We start from the raw sequence: 14,120 nt of genomic DNA, 5'->3' as shown, positions 1-14,120 counted from the left end.
CGGAGCTTGCAGCTCCGGATTTGACTGGAGCTGGAAGCTCCAGCGACGTCTGGCTACGCCACCAGGGCTTCGCTGATCACGCCTTTGTGCAGGATGAAGTTGCCCCAGGGCTGCAGCTCGCCGGTGACCACAATGGCGTAAGCAATCGACACCTGGTCGTAAAACGCGTAGCGCTCCACGGCTTCCACGCCGGTGCCCGCTGGCAAATGGGTTTGCAAATGCGCCACCACCTCGCGCTGCAAGCCGCTCAGGTACGGCGCCTCGGTGCCGCCCACCTGCATGCAGGCCACGGGGTGGGTCACGTCGGCGGCCAGCGGCAGCAGGCTGGTGACGGCCTGCACCGTGCGCAGCATGCCCACGCCGGGCAGCCGCACGATGGGTTTGCCCACGCCCAGGCTCATGGCGGTGAAGTTGGCATCGGCCAGCACCAGGGTGTCGTCGTGGCCCATTTCGGCCATGATTTTCAGCAGCTCGGGGCTGAGAATGGGGTCAATTCCTTTAAGCAAGGCAGTCCTCCGGCAGTTCGGCGGCGCTCTTGGCACCGGTCATCACGGCCACGGTGTCGCTCATGCTGATTTTTTTCGGGTTGACCACCGCTGCGCGCTTGCCCAGGCGGGCAATGTGGATGCGGTCGGCAATCTCGAACACATGCGGCATGTTGTGGCTGATCAAAATGACGGGCAGCCCCTTGTCGCGCACGCGGCGGATCAGCTCCAGCACCATGTTGCCCTCTTTCACACCCAGCGCGGCGGTGGGCTCGTCCATGATCACCACGTGCTGGGCAAACGCCGCCGCACGCGCCACGGCCACGCACTGGCGCTGGCCGCCCGAGAGCGTTTCCACCGCTTGCGTCATGCTGCGGATGCCGACTTTCAGGTCGTTCATGCGCGAGATGCTCTCTTCCAGCATTTTCTTTTTGTCCATCATGCGCAGCACCTGGCCCATGAAGCCGGTGCGCAGAATTTCGCGGCCCAGAAACAGGTTTTCGGCAATCGTCATGGCCGGGGCCACGGCCAGGTCCTGGTAGACGGTTTCAATGCCCGCGCGGCGCGCGTCGATGGGGCTGCGAAATTTGGCCGACTGGCCGTCCAGAAAAATCTCGCCCTCGTCGGGAATGGTGGCACCGGCCAGGCATTTGATGAGGCTGGATTTGCCCGCACCGTTGTCGCCAATCACGGCCATGATTTCTCCGGCGCGCAGCTCGAAGTCGGCACCGTCCAGGGCGGTGACTTGGCCGTAGCGTTTGACCAAGCCTTTGGCCTGGATCACCAACTGGGATGAAGATTGGGGGCTCATTACCGGACTCCTTTGCGGGACATTTGGTCGGTCATCACCGCCAGAATCACCAAAATACCGGTGACCAGAATTTGGTACACCGACGACACGCCCATGAGCGTGAGGCCGTTGCGGAACACGCCCACAATCAGCGCCCCCACCAGCGTGCCCAAAATGATGCCGCGCCCACCAAACAGGCTGGTACCGCCCAGCACCACGGCGGTGATGGCGTCGAGGTTTTCGGTCTGCCCGGCGTTCGGGTCACCGGCGCCAATGCGCGCCACACTCAGCAGCGAGGCAATGCCGTAAAACACACCGGCCAACACGTACACGCCCAGCAGCACCTTGTCGGTGGAAATGCCGGTGAGGCGGGTGGCTTCGGGACTGTTGCCCACGGCGTAGATGTGGCGCCCGGGCGCGGTTTCGCGCAGGAACAGCCACGTAATCAGGTACAGCGCCAGCATGAGCACCACGCCATAGAGCACGTTGGTCTCGCCAATGCGGAACGAGTTGCCCAGCCAGGTCATGCCTTCCGAGACTTCGGTGATGGTCTGTGAGCCCGAATACAGCTGGGTGATGGCGAACGCAATGTTCAGCGTACCCAGCGTGACGATGAAGGGCGGCAGCTTGGCCTTGGTGACCAGCAGCCCGTTGACCAGACCAAAACCCGCCGTGGCGGCAATGCCCAGGGTGATGGCGACCGGGGCCGATAGCCCAAAGTCGGCGGCCATTTTGGTCATGACGATGCTGCCCAGCGCCATGATCATGCCGCACGACAAATCAATGCCGGCGGTGAGAATGATGAGGGTCTGGCCAATGGCGATGGTGCCCACCACCATGACCTGCTGCAGGATCAGCGAAAAGTTTTGCAGCGTCAGAAAGCGGTCGCTCTGGGTCGCGAAGAAGCCGCAGGCGACGATCAGGGCAATAAACGGCCCCAGGGTGCCCATGGGCGGTAATTTGGCTTTGAGGGTGTTCATGGCGGTGGCCCGTCCAATCAGAGGAAAAAAGGTTGCAGCAGCACCCGGCACGAGCCCGGGTGCTGCCCATGATGGCCCGTCTGACGCAGGCTTATGGGATCCAAAAATACAAACGGTGCAAGCGAGAAATGCCTTCTGCTGAAGCACCCAGGGCGATCGAGGCACGTGATATACCCCAACCCAGGGGCACCAAGGGTCCGGCTTTGCCGGCCCAAGGTGCCGTCCCCCCTCCCGCCGCAGGTGAGAGAGGGGGGAAGCCGCGTCAGCGGCGCAGGGGGGTGATCCCTACTTTTTATTTATTCCCCCAGCACAGGTCCATGCCGGTTTTCACGTCTTTGCTGTCCACACCCGCCACCGCTTTGGCGGCAATCAGGGTCACGCCGGTGTCGGTGTAGCCGCTGACTTTTTTGCCGGTCTTGGCGTATTCCACGCCAGCGGCCACACCCATGGAGGCCATGCGCAGCGGGTATTGCTGGCTGGTGGCGCTGATCACGCCAGCGCCCACGTCCTTGATGCCCGCGCAGCCACCGTCCACCGACACAATGACCACACCTTTTTCCTTGCCAGCGGCCTTCAGTGCCTTGTAAGCACCGGCGGCTGCGGGTTCGTTGATGGTGTACACCAAGTTGATGTTGGGGTTTTTCTGCAGACAGTTTTCCATGCCGGTCTGGCCTTTGGCGGCGTCGCCGAAGCTGTCGGCCATGCAGGCCACGCCAGCGGCTGCGCCACCCAGGTTGTTGCTGGATGCGTCGGGCGCGGCCAGGCCAAAACCCTTCAGGAAACCGTTGTGGCGCTGCGCGCCCACCGGGTGGCCGGGAAACAGGTCGAGCGTGGCAATGACGGCAGGCTTGCCGCCCAGAGCGGCCTTGGCGTACTGGCCGATCAACACACCGGCCTTGTAGTTGTCGGTGGCAAACAGGCCGTCCACAGCGCTCACCGGGTCGGTCGGGCTGTCCAGCGCGATCACTTGCACGCCCTGGGCCTGTGCCTTCTTGATGGCGGGGATGATGGCCTTGGCATCGCTGGGGGTGATCAGGATGGTCTTGGCACCGGCGGCGATCATGTTTTCCATGGCCGTCACCTGCCCGGCGTTGTCGCCGTCGGTCTTGCCCGCAGCGGACAACAGCTTGGCGCCCAGCTTCTTGGCTTCGGCGGTGGCGCCTTCCTTCATCTTCACGAAGAAGGGGTTGGACTCGGTCTTGGTGATCAAGCCGATCACGGGTTCAGCGGCAGAAGCCATGCCCACGGCCAGGGCCAGGGCGGAAAACACGAATGCAGGGGCGATTTTTTTCACAGAAGTCTCCTAAAGGGGTGGATGGTCGTCAACAGGAACCGGGGGACACAAACCTCAGCAGCCCACCTCTTCGGGTTTTTACGCTGTGCGCTGCGGAGTGATTAAACTATATTTCGAAACTGGTTAATAAATCAATTGGATTTAGTTATGGTTTTCCCTACCCTTCCTCACCCCATCCAAGTCGCCACCGCTGGCGAAGCCCTGATCGACCTCATCCAGGAAACCGACGGGCGCATGCGCCCCTGCGACGGCGGCGCGGTCTACAACCTGACCCGTGCGCTCGGCCTGCAAGGCGTGGGCACGCTCTACCTGAACCCCTTCTCGTCCGACCGCTTTGGGCGCGGCCTGGCCCACGGCATTCACCAGGCCGGTGTGGCGCTGGCGCAGCCCGTGCCGGTGCACCAGCCCACCTCACTGGCGGTGGTGGGCATCGACGCTGAAGGCAAAGCCAGCTACAGCTTCTACCGCGACGGCGTGGCCGACCGGCAGGTGAACGCCACCGACATGAACCGGCACTGCGCCGAGCACGCTGCGTTGTCGGTGGTGGCCACCGGTTGCCTGGCCTTGGTGTCCGACGACAGCGACAAATACCTGCCCTGGCTACAGGCGCAGCGAGACGCGGGTCGGCTGGTGGCGGTGGACGCCAATCTGCGCCCGGCCATCGTGCCCGACATGGCGGCTTACCGGGCCAGCGTCATGGCCGCACTGGGCCAGGCCCATGTGGTGAAGGTGAGCGACGACGATCTGGTGACGCTGGGCTTTGACCACGCCGACCCACTGGACGGCGCCCGCGCCCTGCTCGCCCAGACCTGCGCCCACTGGCTGGCGCTCACGCTCGGCCCCAAAGGCGCCGTGCTGCTGGCACGCGACGGCGCCGCCTGGCACGCCACCGAACAACAGCCGGTGACCGTGGCCGACACCGTGGGCGCGGGCGACTGCTTTTTTGCCGGCCTGCTGGCCGCCCTGCTGGAGCGCCCCGCCATGCAGGCCGCGCGCTGCGCCGACGATCTGGCGCTGGACGCCAGCGACGTGCAACACATCCTGGGCCGTGCGGTGGCCAGCGCCAGCCTGTGCGTGCAGCAAACCGGCTGCGTGCCGCCCACCCTGCCCCAGGTGGTGGCGCGCGTGGCGCAAATGCCGCCGCTGTTCCAGGCGCTGTAGCGCGCCGGCCAGAGCGCAGCCACCGCGCATCGTGGGTCGGTTCGCAAAAAAAGAATTGTTTATGTAATTTGATTACATTAGAATTCTCACATTCAAGTAACTAAGTTAGAGACATGAGCACCTCCACATCCCGCCCCACACCGGCTGCGCCGCTCGATTTGGTGATCTTTGGCGGCGTGGGCGACCTCTCGGTCCGCAAGCTGCTGCCCGCGCTGTACATGGCGCACCTGCACAACAACCTGCCCGCCGCCACACGCATCCACGCCCTGGGCCGCCAAGTGTGGGAGCGCAACGAATTCGTGGCCTTTGTTCAGGAAAAGGTGCGCGGCTTCATTGAAGACAAAGCCTTCATCGACGCCGCCTGGGTCAGCTTCCTGGAGCGGCTGAACTACGTCAGCGTGGACGCCACGCAGGCCCCAGACTTTCACACCCTGGCCGCGGCCCTGCAAGGCGGCTCGGACCGCGTGTACTACCTGGCCACCGCGCCCAGCCTGTTCGTGGGTATCTGTGCGAATCTGCACAGCGCCGGCCTGATCGACGAGCGCGCCCGCGTGGTGCTGGAAAAACCGCTGGGCCACGACCTGGCCTCGGCGCGCCAGATCAACGACGACGTGGGTCGCTATTTTCAAGAGCAGCAGATCTTCCGCATCGACCACTACCTGGGCAAGGAAACGGTACAAAACCTGATGGTGCTGCGCTTTGGCAACACCATTTTTGAGCCGCTGTGGCGCAGCCCTTACATCAAGAGTGTGCAGATCACGGTGGCCGAGAGCGTGGGCGTGGGCAGCCGCGCCGGGTTTTACGACGGCACCGGCGCCATGCGCGACATGGTGCAAAACCACCTGCTGCAATTGCTGTGCATCGTAGCCATGGAGCCGCCGGTGTCGCTCGACCCCGACGCGGTGCGCGACGAAAAACTCAAGGTGCTGCGCTCGCTGCGCCCCATGACCATGGCCGACGTGGCGCGCGACACGGTGCGCGGCCAATACAGCGCCGGAGCCTCCAACGGCGACGCTGCCCTGGGCTACCTGCAAGAGGACAACATTCCCGACGGCAGCACCACCGAAACCTTTGTGGCGCTCAAGGCCCACATCAACAACTGGCGCTGGGCCAACGTGCCGATCTTCTTGCGCACCGGCAAGCGCATGGCGGCACGCCAGTCTGAAATCGTCATCGAATTCGCCGATCTGCCGTTCACCATCTTCCAGGACTCGCCGCACCAGTCGGTCAACCGGCTGATGATCCGCCTGCAACCCGAAGAGCACATCCAGCTGCAGATGATGGCCAAAGAACCCGGCAGCGGCATGAAGCTGCGTCCGGTGAACCTGAACCTGGACCTGGAAACCGCGTTTTCCGAGCGCCGCGCCGAAGCCTACGAGCGCCTGCTGATCGACGTGATCAAAGGCCGCCTGACCCACTTCATGCGCCGCGACGAACTCGAAGCCGCCTGGACTTGGGTGGAACCCATCATCAACGGCTGGCAACAACTGAACGACAAACCCAAGGCCTACACGGCGGGCAGCTGGGGGCCGGCGGCGTCGTCGGCGCTGATGGCGCGCGAGGGGTCTTCGTGGGTGGAAGAGTCGTGAATGTGGGGCGCTGCTTGGCCTCTATGGAACTGGCAAGCAAGCGGTATTCAGCTCCTTCCCCCTCTGGGGGAAGGTTGGGATGGGGGCCAGCGTGGGACAGCATGTGCCTGCAACGCAAAACCCCATACAGCAGCCCCCGGAGAGCCCCCACCCCCGCCCTCCCCCAGAGGGGGAGGGAGCAAGACATTCCAGCACGGCGCTGCCTTGCTCTCTCGCCCCTCTGGGGAGAGGGCTGGGGTGAGGGGCACGCCCGCTCATTGGCCCGCAAGAAATGAACACACCCTGACATGAACACCCCCCCAACCGAACACCCCCAAGCCACCCCCGCCGCGCTGGCCGCACACATCGCCAACGCCCTGCGCAACGCCATCGCCGAGCGCGGCCAGGCCAGCCTGGCGGTGTCGGGTGGCAAGTCGCCGATTGCGCTGTTTGAAGCCTTGCGCACCCAGCCGCTGGACTGGCAAAAGGTCACGGTCATTCTGGTGGACGAGCGTGTGGTGCCACACGACCACGCCGCCAGCAACACCGCCCTCGTGCGCCAGCACCTGCTGCAAGACGGCGCAGCCGCCGCCCGCTTCGTACCGTTTTTTGACGAACCGCCACCGGCCCTGAGCGCCGTGGTGCTCGATGCCCTGGCCGAGCAAGCCAAACAGCGACTGGCCGACCTGCCCTGGCCGCTGGACGTGGCCGTGTTGGGCATGGGCGAGGACGCCCACACCGCTTCGCTGTTCCCCGGCGCGCCTGGCTTTGCCCGCGCCATCGCCACCGACCAGCGCCTGGCCTGGGTGGTGCCCGACACCGCGCCGCACGCGCGCCTGAGCCTCACGCTCAGCGCCCTGCTCGCCGCGCGCGAGCTGCTGCTCTCCATCGCCGGTGAATCCAAGCTCGCCGTGTACCACCGCGCCGCTGAACAAGCCCACGAAACGCTCCCCATTTCTCTCGTGCTGAACCAGTCCCAAACGCCCGTCAGCGTCTGGATCGCCTAACCCGAACAGAACGGAACACCCCATGTCCACACCGCTGAACACCACCCTCGCCCTGGTCACCCAACGCATCACCGAGCGCAGCGCCGGCCCGCGCGCCGACTACCTGAACACCATGGCCACCAACGCCAAGGCGGGCACCCAGCGCGCTGGCATGGGCTGCGCCAACATGGCCCACACCACCGCCGCCCTGCCCACCGCCGACAAGCTGAAAATCCACGCCGAACGCACGCCGCATGTCGGCATCGTCAGCGCGTACAACGACATGCTCTCGGCCCACCAACCCTACGAGCACTACCCCGAACTGCTGCGCAGCCACGCCCGCACACTGGGCGCCACCGCCCAGATGGCCGGTGGTGTGCCCGCCATGTGCGACGGCATCACGCAGGGCGCGGCGGGCATGGAACTCTCGCTGTTCTCGCGCGACGTGATTGCCCTGTCCACCGCCGTGGCGCTGTCGCACAACGTGTTTGACGCGGCGCTGATGCTCGGCGTGTGCGACAAAATCGTGCCCGGCCTGTTCATGGGGGCGGTGCAGTTTGGCCACCTGTCCACCGTGTTTGTGCCTGCCGGCCCCATGACCAGCGGCCTCTCGAACGACGCCAAGGCCAAGGTGCGCCAGCAATACGCCCAAGGCTTGGTGGGCCGCGAGGCGCTGCTGGACAGCGAAGCCCAGGCCTACCACTCGCCCGGTACCTGCACCTTTTACGGCACCGCCAACAGCAACCAGATGCTGATGGAGATCATGGGCCTGCACCTGCCCGGCTCGTCGTTCATCAACCCCGGCGTGGCGCTGCGCGAAGCCCTCAGCAAAGCCGCGCTGCAACGCGCCCTGATCAACACCGGGCGCGGTGGCCAACCGCACATTCGGCTGGCCGACATCGTCAATGAGAAAACCGTGGTCAACGGCATCGTCGGTCTGTTGGCCACCGGCGGCAGCACCAACCACACCATCCACCTGATCGCCATGGCCCGCGCCGCCGGTGTGCTGATCGACTGGGACGACTTCGCCGAACTCTCCGCCGTGGTGCCTCTGCTGGCCCGCGTCTACCCCAACGGCAGCGCCGACGTGAACCACTTCCACGCCGCTGGCGGCATGGGCTTTTTGATGCGCGAACTGCTGGCCAACGGTCTGTTGCATGGCGACGTCAACACCGTGATGGGCTTTGGCCTGAGCGCCTACACCCAGGAACCCTGGCTGGACGGCGACACGCTGGCCTGGCGCGACCTGCCCGCGCTCAGCGGCGACACCACGGTGCTGCGCCCGGTGACCGCGCCCTTCAGCGCCGACGGCGGCCTGCGCCTGCTCAAAGGCAATCTGGGCCGCAGCGTGGTCAAGGTGTCGGCGGTGAAACCCGAACACCGCGTGGTGCGCGCCCAAGCTGTGGTGGTGAGCGACCAACAAGACCTGCTGGCCCTGTTCAACGCCGGCCAGCTGGAAAAAGACCTGATCGCCGTGGTGCGCTACCAGGGCCCGCGCGCCAATGGCATGCCCGAACTGCACAAGCTCACGCCACCGTTGGCCGTGTTGCAAGACAAAGGTTTCAAGGTCGCGCTGGTCACCGACGGGCGCATGAGCGGCGCCTCAGGCAAGGTGCCCGCCGCCATCCACCTCAGCCCCGAAGCCCTGGCCGATGGCCCCATTGCCAAGGTGCAAGACGGCGACTGGATCACGCTGGACTGCGAGCGCGGCGTGTTGCAACTGGAGGTGGACGCCGACACCCTGGCCGCACGCAGCGTGACCCACCCCGACCTGCGCCACAACGCCCACGGCACCGGGCGCGAGCTGTTTGGGCTGTTCCGTGCGCATGCCAGCACGGCGGAATCGGGCGCGTCGCCGTTGTTTGGCCAGCCGTTTTGATGCCGACCCCCAAGCCGGGGAGCGCCCCCACCCCAACCCTCCCCCAGCGGGGGAGGGAGCAAGACAGCCGCCCCGCCAAACCCCTCCCCGCTCCCACCCCTTCCCCCTCTGGGGGAAGGCTGGGATGGGGGCCAGCGCTTGAGAACCACCCCTCAACGTTTTCACCCAGCCAGCCAAACCATCCCTGAAAAACGGCAGCACACCACCACCCCAAACCACACCCCACCCCCATGACAACCACCTGCTTCACCCGCCCCGCCTTCGCCGCCCGCGTCGTACCCGTCATCGTGCTCACCGACCCGGCCCATGCCGTGCCACTGGCCCATGCGCTGCTGGAAGGGGGCATTGACGTGATGGAAATCACCCTGCGCTCCGACGCCGCCCTGGCCAGCATCGAAGCCGTGGCCAAGGCTGTGCCGCAGATGCACCTGGGCGCGGGCACCGTCACCCGCGTGGCCGAGGTGCAGCACGTGATTGACGCCGGGGCCACTTTCGCCCTGTCGCCCGGCTGCACCGACGCGCTTTTCGAAGCCGTCAAGACCGCGAACCTGCCGTTCATCCCCGGCGTCATGACCCCCGGCGAGGTGATGCACCGCCGTGAACAAGGCTTCAGCCTCATGAAACTCTTCCCCGCCCAACAAGCCGGTGGCCTGGGCATGCTCAAAGCGCTGGGCGCGCCCATCCCCGACGTGGCGTTCTGCCCCACCGGCGGCGTCAGCCCCGAGAACCTCAAAGATTTCTTGAACCTGCCCAACGTGGCCATGGCCGGGGGCAGTTGGCTCACCCCCGCCCAGGCCCTGGCGGCAGGCGACTGGAAAAAAATCACCCAACTGGCCCGGGAAGCCACGGCCATCGCAAACGGATAATCCTTGGGCACAGCGCCTCGCCGTCTGGGCTTTGTCAGCACACCTTGCACCTGTCCATCCATTCAAGCCCTGATGGCAACCGTCCCACCCACCGCACCAGCCCTGCGACAGGCACCGGGCCAGCGGTCCACCGATGCACCGACCCATGACCACACCCACCCAACTCCCCGCTTGGCAACAGCTTGAAACCCTGGCCGCAGCGCCCCAGCCCCACCTGCGCGACCGCCTGGCCAGCCCCAGCCGCGAACAGCAGATGCAGGCCAGCGCCGCCGGCATCCACATCGACTACAGCCGCCAGGCGCTGGACAGCGCCGTGTGGGACACCCTGATCGAGCTGGCCCAGCAGGCCGGCGTGCAAGCCCAGCGCGACGCCATGTTCCGCGGCGACATCATCAACACCAGCGAACAGCGCGCCGTGCTGCACGTGGCCCTGCGCGGCACGCCCGGCGCCACCGGCAGCGAGGCACCCTGGGGCGACGCGGTGCAGCAGCTCGTGCAGACGGAGCTGAGCCGCGTTTGCGCCTTCGCCGAGCGCGTGCGCGCCGGCGAGGTCAAAGGCAGCACCGGCCTGGCCATCACCGACGTGGTGAACATCGGCATCGGCGGCTCCGACCTGGGTCCACGCATGGCCGCCGACGCGCTGGCCCCGCTGTGCAGCGATGGCGCAACCGGCGTGCGCGTGCACTTCGTCAGCAACCCCGACGCCTGGGCCTTGCACAGCACCCTGCGCGGCCTGAACCCGGCCACCACGCTCATCATCGTGGCCAGCAAAACCTTCACCACCCAAGAAACCATGACCAACGCCGCCTCCGCCCGGCGCTGGCTGCAAGACGCCGGCATCGAAGGCGCGGCGCAGAGCCCGCACCTGGTCGCCATCACCGCCGCACCCAACAAATCCGGCGCAGCGGGCTACCCGGCAGAACACACCTTCACCTTCTGGGACTGGGTGGGCGGGCGCTACTCCCTCTGGTCGGCGCTCGGCCTGCCGCTGGCCATCGCCATCGGCGCGCCTGCCTTCCGCGAATTTCTGGCCGGCGGCCAGGCCATGGACACGCACTTTCGCAGCGCCCCGCTGGCGCAAAACCTGCCCGTCATCCTGGCCCTGAGCGGCATCTGGAACCGCAACTTTCTGCACTGCCCCACGCAGCTGCTGTCCACCTACCCCAGCCGCCTGGTGCGCTTTGCGCCCTTCGTGCAGCAAATGGACATGGAAAGCAACGGCAAACGCATGCGCAAAGACGGCCAGCCGGTCGATGCCGACACCGGCCCCATCGTCTGGGGCGGCCTGGGCATCGACGGCCAACACGCCTACTTCCAGCTGCTGCACCAAGGCACCCACCGCGTGCCGGTCGAATTTATTGGCGTTGAAACCGAAGACACACCCCTGCCCCTGGCCGCCGAGCACCACCGCGTCGTCAACCTCAACCTGCGCGCCCAAGCCCAGGCCCTGGCCCTGGGCCGCAACGAAGCCGACACCTTACAGGCCCTCATGGCCGAGGGCATGAGCGCCGAGCAGGCCGAAGTATTCGTCAGCCAGCGCAGCTTTGCGGGCGATGTGCCCAGCAGCACCCTGTGGATTGACGCCCTCACCCCGCACCGCCTGGGCACGCTGATCGCGCTGTACGAACACAAGGTGTTTGTGCAAGCCGCCATCTGGGGCATCAACGCCTACGACCAGTGGGGCGTGGAACTGGGCAAAACCATGGCCAAGGCGATGGAAAAGCAGTGACCGCCATGCGCATCGCCCTCATCGCCCACGACCGCAAAAAAGACGACATGGTGGCCCTGGCCACCGAATTCGCGCCGCTGCTGCGCCAACACAGCCTCATGGGCACCGGCACCACCGGCGGGCGCCTGCAAACCGAAGTCGGGTTGAGCGTGGAACGCCTGCTCAGCGGCCCGCTGGGCGGCGATTTGCAGATCGGCGCACGCCTGTCCGCGGGCGAGGTGGACTGCGTGATTTTTCTACGAGACCCCATGACCGCCCAACCCCATGAGCCCGACATCAACGCACTGGTGCGCGCTTGTGATGTGCACGACGTGCCGTGCGCGACGAATGTGGCGACAGCACGCATGGTGCTGGGAGAACTGGCACGGCTCTGAGAGGCTGCAACGGCTTCCCTGCGGTCGGCGTTGAGTGGATGCCTGTGGCCGGCAGGAAGCGGGCAGGAGAAGTCTCCATTGATCGCGCAATGGCGGCGAAGGCACCGAAGCCTGCATGGCACAGCGCAACCAGGCGCCCAAGCCGTTCAAATGAACATTCGCCGGCTTTGAGTCAAGCACCGGCGAACCCAAAGGTTCAAACACCATGCCAACGTTCGAAGCACAAAGAAAGGTCGCTGATCTGCAGCGCCAAATCGCCACGATCCCGACCTGGTCACCGCCCTACCCGGTCCGTACGTCGACCCCATTTCGCAAAGCCATTGATGGGGTGGCGTCCTAATAGTCCCCACCACCGGCCAAACTTTCAAAACGCGTAAGCATGTTCAAGAACGCCAGTTTCACGGTACCCGTGGGGCCATTTCGCTGCTTGCCAATGATGATCTCGGCGACACCCGGCTCCTTGCAAGCGTCCTTGGTGTAATACTCATCGCGGTAAATAAACATGATGATGTCTGCATCTTGCTCAATGGCGCCCGACTCGCGCAAGTCGCTCATCATTGGGCGCTTGTCGGTGCGGGTCTCCACACTGCGGTTCAGCTGCGACAGTGCAATGACCGGACACTGCAGTTCTTTGGCCAACATCTTCAAGCCCCGCGAAATTTCACCCAACTCGGACGCACGGTTGTCGCCATCGGAACCACTGCCGCTCATGAGCTGCAGATAGTCCACCACGATCAGGCCCAATTTGCCACATTGGCGCGACAAGCGCCGCGCATTGGCGCGCAACACACTGGGGTTCAAGCCAGGCGTTTCGTCGATATGCAGCGACACATTGCGCAGCTTCTCAATGGCTTCGGTCAGACGCGGCCACTCATCGTCGGTGAGTTTGCCGCTGCGCAGGTGGCTCTGGTTGATGCGCCCAATGGAGCCCACGATACGCACAGCCAACTGGGATGCGCCCATCTCCATGGAGAACACCGCCACAGGCAAGCCTTCATTCAGCGCCACATGCTCGGCAATGTTGATGGCAAATGCCGTTTTGCCCATGGAGGGCCGCGCCGCCAACACAATCAGGTCACCCGCCTGAAGGCCCGAGGTCATTCGGTCGAGATCGACAAAGCCTGTCGGCACGCCCGTGACGTCGTTGGGGTTGTCGGCCATTTCCTGCACACGGTCAAGCAGCTCGACCACGAGCGTGTCCATGCCCTGAAACCCCTCTTTCATGCGCGAGCCCTCTTCCCCGATGTGGAAGATTTTTTGCTCAGCCTCGTCCAGAATTTTGTCTACGGGTCGGCCTTGCGTATTGAAGGCAGAGGTGGCAATTTCATCGCTGGCCGTGATCAGTTTGCGCAAAATGGCACGCTCGCGAACAATCTCGGCGTAGCGGCGGATATTGGCGGCACTCGGTACGTACTGAGCCAGCGAGTTCAGGTAGGCCAGCCCTCCTGCCTCATCGGCCTTTCCCAGATTTTGCAGATGCTCATAGACCGTGACCACGTCGGCAGGCTTGCTGGCGTTAACCAACGTGGCGATGGCCGCGTACGTCAAGCGGTGTTCGTAGCGGTAGAAATCGGATTCGTTGAGCAGGTCAGCGACCCGATCCCAGGCACCGTTGTCCAACAAAAGGCCACCGAGCACACTGGACTCTGACTCAATCGAGTGCGGTGGTACACGCAGTTGAGCCACTTGACGGTCGATACCCGTATTGGCCGCATCCAGGCCAGCATCGAAAGGGGCAAAGGGATCGGAAAAAACAGCAGACATGGGCTTTCTTTGAATGGCGGGCCATGGTACGCCCTGAGCAACCAAAAGTCATGAGGGCACGTGTATCAACGTGCTGAAGATATTCCGTGGGCAGCCTGTTGAGCTGCACGGAACAACGCCTGTGCCTCGGGGCTAAGACATACCGGAATGTGTCAGTGACTCTGCGAACCATTGTGAACGCAAAACGCTCAATAAAAAAAACCGCCGACCCGAAGGCGCGGCGGCTTCTGGATGCAGCGCTTGC

Annotated in this window: 12 protein-coding genes; 7 read left to right on the top strand and 5 right to left on the bottom strand. The window is 64.7% G+C overall.

Annotated features, from left to right (window positions below):
• Positions 1–53 precede the first annotated feature (53 nt).
• The 4 genes from Q7J58_RS15450 to Q7J58_RS15435 form a co-directional block, all read right to left on the bottom strand.
• On the bottom strand, positions 54–506 hold the full coding sequence (locus Q7J58_RS15450) for an RbsD/FucU domain-containing protein (RefSeq protein ID WP_304829939.1): 453 nt from the start codon (positions 504–506) through the stop codon (positions 54–56).
• Positions 499–1,296 carry an ATP-binding cassette domain-containing protein gene (locus tag Q7J58_RS15445; protein ID WP_304829936.1) on the bottom strand — a complete coding sequence of 266 codons (798 nt, stop codon included), beginning with the start codon at positions 1,294–1,296 and terminating at the stop codon, positions 499–501. Before Q7J58_RS15445 ends, Q7J58_RS15450 begins: the two co-directional genes overlap by 8 nt.
• The gene (locus tag Q7J58_RS15440) at positions 1,296–2,255 is read right to left on the bottom strand and encodes an ABC transporter permease (RefSeq protein ID WP_304829933.1); all 960 of its coding nucleotides are present in this window, start codon (positions 2,253–2,255) and stop codon (positions 1,296–1,298) included. The genes Q7J58_RS15445 and Q7J58_RS15440 overlap by 1 nt, the downstream gene beginning before the upstream one ends.
• 292 nt (positions 2,256–2,547) lie before the next feature.
• Complete coding sequence (locus tag Q7J58_RS15435; protein WP_304830071.1) at positions 2,548–3,495, bottom strand: sugar ABC transporter substrate-binding protein; 948 nt, start codon at positions 3,493–3,495, stop codon at positions 2,548–2,550.
• A 201-nt stretch (positions 3,496–3,696) separates the two neighbouring features.
• Here Q7J58_RS15435 and Q7J58_RS15430 point away from each other — a divergent pair, with 201 nt between their 5' ends.
• From Q7J58_RS15430 to Q7J58_RS15400, 7 genes are all read left to right on the top strand, one after another.
• Complete coding sequence (locus Q7J58_RS15430) at positions 3,697–4,710, top strand: PfkB family carbohydrate kinase (RefSeq protein ID WP_304829931.1); 1,014 nt, start codon at positions 3,697–3,699, stop codon at positions 4,708–4,710.
• Positions 4,711–4,823: 113 nt separating this feature from the next.
• Positions 4,824–6,299, top strand: a complete 1,476-nt coding sequence (zwf, locus tag Q7J58_RS15425) for a glucose-6-phosphate dehydrogenase (RefSeq protein ID WP_304829928.1) — start codon at positions 4,824–4,826, stop codon at positions 6,297–6,299.
• A 287-nt stretch (positions 6,300–6,586) separates the two neighbouring features.
• The gene (gene pgl, locus Q7J58_RS15420; protein WP_304829925.1) at positions 6,587–7,285 is read left to right on the top strand and encodes a 6-phosphogluconolactonase; all 699 of its coding nucleotides are present in this window, start codon (positions 6,587–6,589) and stop codon (positions 7,283–7,285) included.
• 22 nt (positions 7,286–7,307) lie between these two features.
• Positions 7,308–9,143 (top strand): phosphogluconate dehydratase, encoded by a 1,836-nt coding sequence (gene edd / locus Q7J58_RS15415; RefSeq protein WP_304829922.1) that lies wholly within the window; start codon positions 7,308–7,310, stop codon positions 9,141–9,143.
• Between the two features lie 230 nt (positions 9,144–9,373).
• Entirely contained in the window at positions 9,374–10,009 is a 636-nt protein-coding gene (gene eda, locus Q7J58_RS15410; protein ID WP_304829919.1) for a bifunctional 4-hydroxy-2-oxoglutarate aldolase/2-dehydro-3-deoxy-phosphogluconate aldolase, read from the top strand.
• A 145-nt stretch (positions 10,010–10,154) separates the two neighbouring features.
• Positions 10,155–11,738: a glucose-6-phosphate isomerase gene (pgi, locus tag Q7J58_RS15405; RefSeq protein ID WP_304829916.1), complete on the top strand. Its 1,584-nt coding sequence runs from the start codon at positions 10,155–10,157 to the stop codon at positions 11,736–11,738.
• Between the two features lie 5 nt (positions 11,739–11,743).
• Positions 11,744–12,112 carry a methylglyoxal synthase gene (locus tag Q7J58_RS15400; protein ID WP_304829913.1) on the top strand — a complete coding sequence of 123 codons (369 nt, stop codon included), beginning with the start codon at positions 11,744–11,746 and terminating at the stop codon, positions 12,110–12,112.
• Positions 12,113–12,448: 336 nt separating this feature from the next.
• Here the strand turns inward: Q7J58_RS15400 and dnaB are convergent, their stop codons facing one another.
• The gene (gene dnaB, locus Q7J58_RS15395) at positions 12,449–13,876 is read right to left on the bottom strand and encodes a replicative DNA helicase (RefSeq protein ID WP_304829910.1); all 1,428 of its coding nucleotides are present in this window, start codon (positions 13,874–13,876) and stop codon (positions 12,449–12,451) included.
• Positions 13,877–14,120: the final 244 nt, after the last annotated feature.

It is taken from the genome of Hydrogenophaga sp., from assembly GCF_030656115.1.
Lineage (GTDB): Bacteria > Pseudomonadota > Gammaproteobacteria > Burkholderiales > Burkholderiaceae_C > Hydrogenophaga.
Note: the sequence above shows the minus strand (reverse complement) of the source record. Positions and strands in the feature narration are given on the sequence as shown.

Bases quoted from the DNA above. Each gene is read 5' to 3' on its own strand.
- Q7J58_RS15445 (WP_304829936.1), bottom strand. From the start codon at position 1,296: ATGAGCCCCCAATCTTCATCCCAGTTGGTGATCCAGGCCAAAGGCTTG.
- Q7J58_RS15440 (WP_304829933.1), bottom strand. From the start codon at position 2,255: ATGAACACCCTCAAAGCCAAATTACCGCCCATGGGCACCCTGGGGCCG.
- Q7J58_RS15435 (WP_304830071.1), bottom strand. From the start codon at position 3,495: ATGGCTTCTGCCGCTGAACCCGTGATCGGCTTGATCACCAAGACCGAG.
- Q7J58_RS15430 (WP_304829931.1), top strand. From the start codon at position 3,697: ATGGTTTTCCCTACCCTTCCTCACCCCATCCAAGTCGCCACCGCTGGC.
- zwf (WP_304829928.1), top strand. From the start codon at position 4,824: ATGAGCACCTCCACATCCCGCCCCACACCGGCTGCGCCGCTCGATTTG.
- pgl (WP_304829925.1), top strand. From the start codon at position 6,587: ATGAACACCCCCCCAACCGAACACCCCCAAGCCACCCCCGCCGCGCTG.
- edd (WP_304829922.1), top strand. From the start codon at position 7,308: ATGTCCACACCGCTGAACACCACCCTCGCCCTGGTCACCCAACGCATC.
- eda (WP_304829919.1), top strand. From the start codon at position 9,374: ATGACAACCACCTGCTTCACCCGCCCCGCCTTCGCCGCCCGCGTCGTA.
- pgi (WP_304829916.1), top strand. From the start codon at position 10,155: ATGACCACACCCACCCAACTCCCCGCTTGGCAACAGCTTGAAACCCTG.
- Q7J58_RS15400 (WP_304829913.1), top strand. From the start codon at position 11,744: ATGCGCATCGCCCTCATCGCCCACGACCGCAAAAAAGACGACATGGTG.
- dnaB (WP_304829910.1), bottom strand. From the start codon at position 13,876: ATGTCTGCTGTTTTTTCCGATCCCTTTGCCCCTTTCGATGCTGGCCTG.